General features: G+C 59.0%; 3 protein-coding genes and 1 pseudogene. All 4 read right to left on the bottom strand.

The genetic code is table 11. The annotated features are described in order from the left end of the window. On the bottom strand, positions 1 to 581 hold a 581-nt coding region (locus DXD48_RS09910; protein WP_147324173.1), incomplete at its 3' end, for a PTS sugar transporter subunit IIC. 58 nt (positions 582 to 639) lie between these two features. Continuing rightward, complete coding sequence (locus DXD48_RS09905) at positions 640 to 1122, bottom strand: PTS sugar transporter subunit IIB (RefSeq protein WP_117565058.1); 483 nt, start codon at positions 1120 to 1122, stop codon at positions 640 to 642. Positions 1123 to 1179: 57 nt separating this feature from the next. Continuing rightward, positions 1180 to 1599 carry a PTS sugar transporter subunit IIA gene (locus tag DXD48_RS09900; RefSeq protein ID WP_117565057.1) on the bottom strand — a complete coding sequence of 140 codons (420 nt, stop codon included), beginning with the start codon at positions 1597 to 1599 and terminating at the stop codon, positions 1180 to 1182. A 46-nt stretch (positions 1600 to 1645) separates the two neighbouring features. After that, positions 1646 to 1890: pseudogene (locus DXD48_RS10305) on the bottom strand (SIS domain-containing protein); the annotation flags it as partial.

Raw genomic sequence — 1890 nt, 5'->3', positions numbered from 1 at the left:
CCGAGCATGGCGAAGCCCATGGCCGGCAGGATGTTGGCGGCAACGCCAAAGCCAGCAAGGACAAAGGGCGGGATGAAGTCGAGCATGCCCTGGATGGCGTCAGCACCCAGATAGAACGACAGCGAGCACAGCAGGAACGCCATGATGATACCGGTCAAACCGATCAGGAAGTGCATCGCATAGACACCCTTAAGGTTGCCCTGGCCGGAGAAGACATCAGCGCGGTCAACCAGAATCGGCAGGGCGGCGTTGAGGATGTTCTTGATGGCAAGGCACAGCGTGGCGATGGGCATAGCGAGCGCGATGGCTGCCTCGGTGCTCTGGCCCAACTGGATAGCGAAGGCGCAGGCGAGCACGCCGCCGATCGTCTCATCAGGCGGCACGTAGGCGCCGATGGAGATCGAGCCCATGAACAGAAGCTCCAGGCTGGCGCCGATCGCGAGGCCGGACTGCAGGTCCCCCAGCACCAGGCCCACGAGCGGGCACAGGACGATGGGGCGGAACGCATAGAGCGTACCGAGCTGGAAGTCGAACTTACCAAATGCGGCGATAAGTCCGATGAGGATTGCTTGGGTAAGCATATATCCCCCTTTCCTAATAGGACACTACGAAGAGCTCAGACTCTTCGAAATTGAACGCCTAGAGCACGCTTGCGCAGTCAACCTTGGGGTCATCGGCCAGAGGACGGATCTCGACCTCGACGCCGTTGTTCAGCATCTCACGCACATCGGCCTCCTCGGCTGCAGTCAGGAAGATCTGACGAGAGACCTGACGAGCATCGGGGCGCTTCTCGTCCTTGGGCTTGGTGTTGCCCAGGTTGACCGACTTGATCTGCGGGCAGCCTTCAACAAGCTGCTTTGCCTCAGCGATGGTGGCGACACAGATAATCATCTTGTATTTGTCAGTCACACCCGAGTTAATGGCCTCGATGGCATTCGCCATATCCTTGATGACGAGCTTGCAGCCGGCAGGCTTGCCCATCTTGAGCGTCGTCTTCCACACCGGGTCGTTGGCGACCTTATCGCCCACGCAGAAAATGCAGTTGGAGCCAAGGCCCTGGACCCAAGAGACCGCGACCTGGCCATGAAGCAGCCGATGGTCGACGCGAAGTAGCTGAATCATAATGTGACCCCCCAAAGGTCTTGTGCCGTCTTACGGCGTGTCAGTAGGTGCTGCGGATTAGAACTCTTCTTCCTCTTCGTCATCGACCAAAAGATCGTTGACAAACTTCACGCGCGTATCGTCCGCAGCGACGATGGCACGAATCGTCTCCTCAACCGGCGCCGACTCGTCAGAGAACAGCAGCTGGATAAGCAGAGGAAGGTTCATGTTGGTAACGAGGTACGTGCGGGGACGCGTCTGGACGATCTTGGTGAACTCGTTGTTGACGCTGCCGCCAAAGAGGTCGGTGCAGACAACGACATCATCGTCGGCAGCCATGCCTGCCAGCAGTTTTTGGGCCTCCTCGGCCACGTCCATGCGGTCATCGACGAACATCGAAAGATCGTGGACGTTGTCGCGAGCGCCCGAGAGCAGCTCGACACTCTCCTTGATGCCGGTAGCGAAGTGCGCATGGCTGGCGATGATGTACTGCCTCATTCTGTGTTCCTCTCAATAGCCCGGCGCGTTCCCGCACCCGTTTTCTTTAGTAGTCGAACTGGTGATAGTAGCGACGATACTTGAGGTTGTGCTTGGTGACCGTCTCGTAGTAGCGAGCCAGGCGGTCGGTAACGAGCACCGTCAGAATCCACGGAGACACGATGACGCGGAACTCGTCGTCAAGGCCGGGGATCGCGAACTCGGCGGTGTCGATGATGTTGATGTCGGTGTCGCCGGTCACACCGCGGGTCAGGAAGGCGCGGACGCGCTCGTCGAGCTTGCGGTTCTCGT

The sequence above is a fragment of the Collinsella sp. TM05-37 genome (assembly GCF_003436455.1).
Classification (GTDB): Bacteria; Actinomycetota; Coriobacteriia; order Coriobacteriales; family Coriobacteriaceae; genus Collinsella.
Note: the sequence above shows the minus strand (reverse complement) of the source record. Positions and strands in the feature narration are given on the sequence as shown.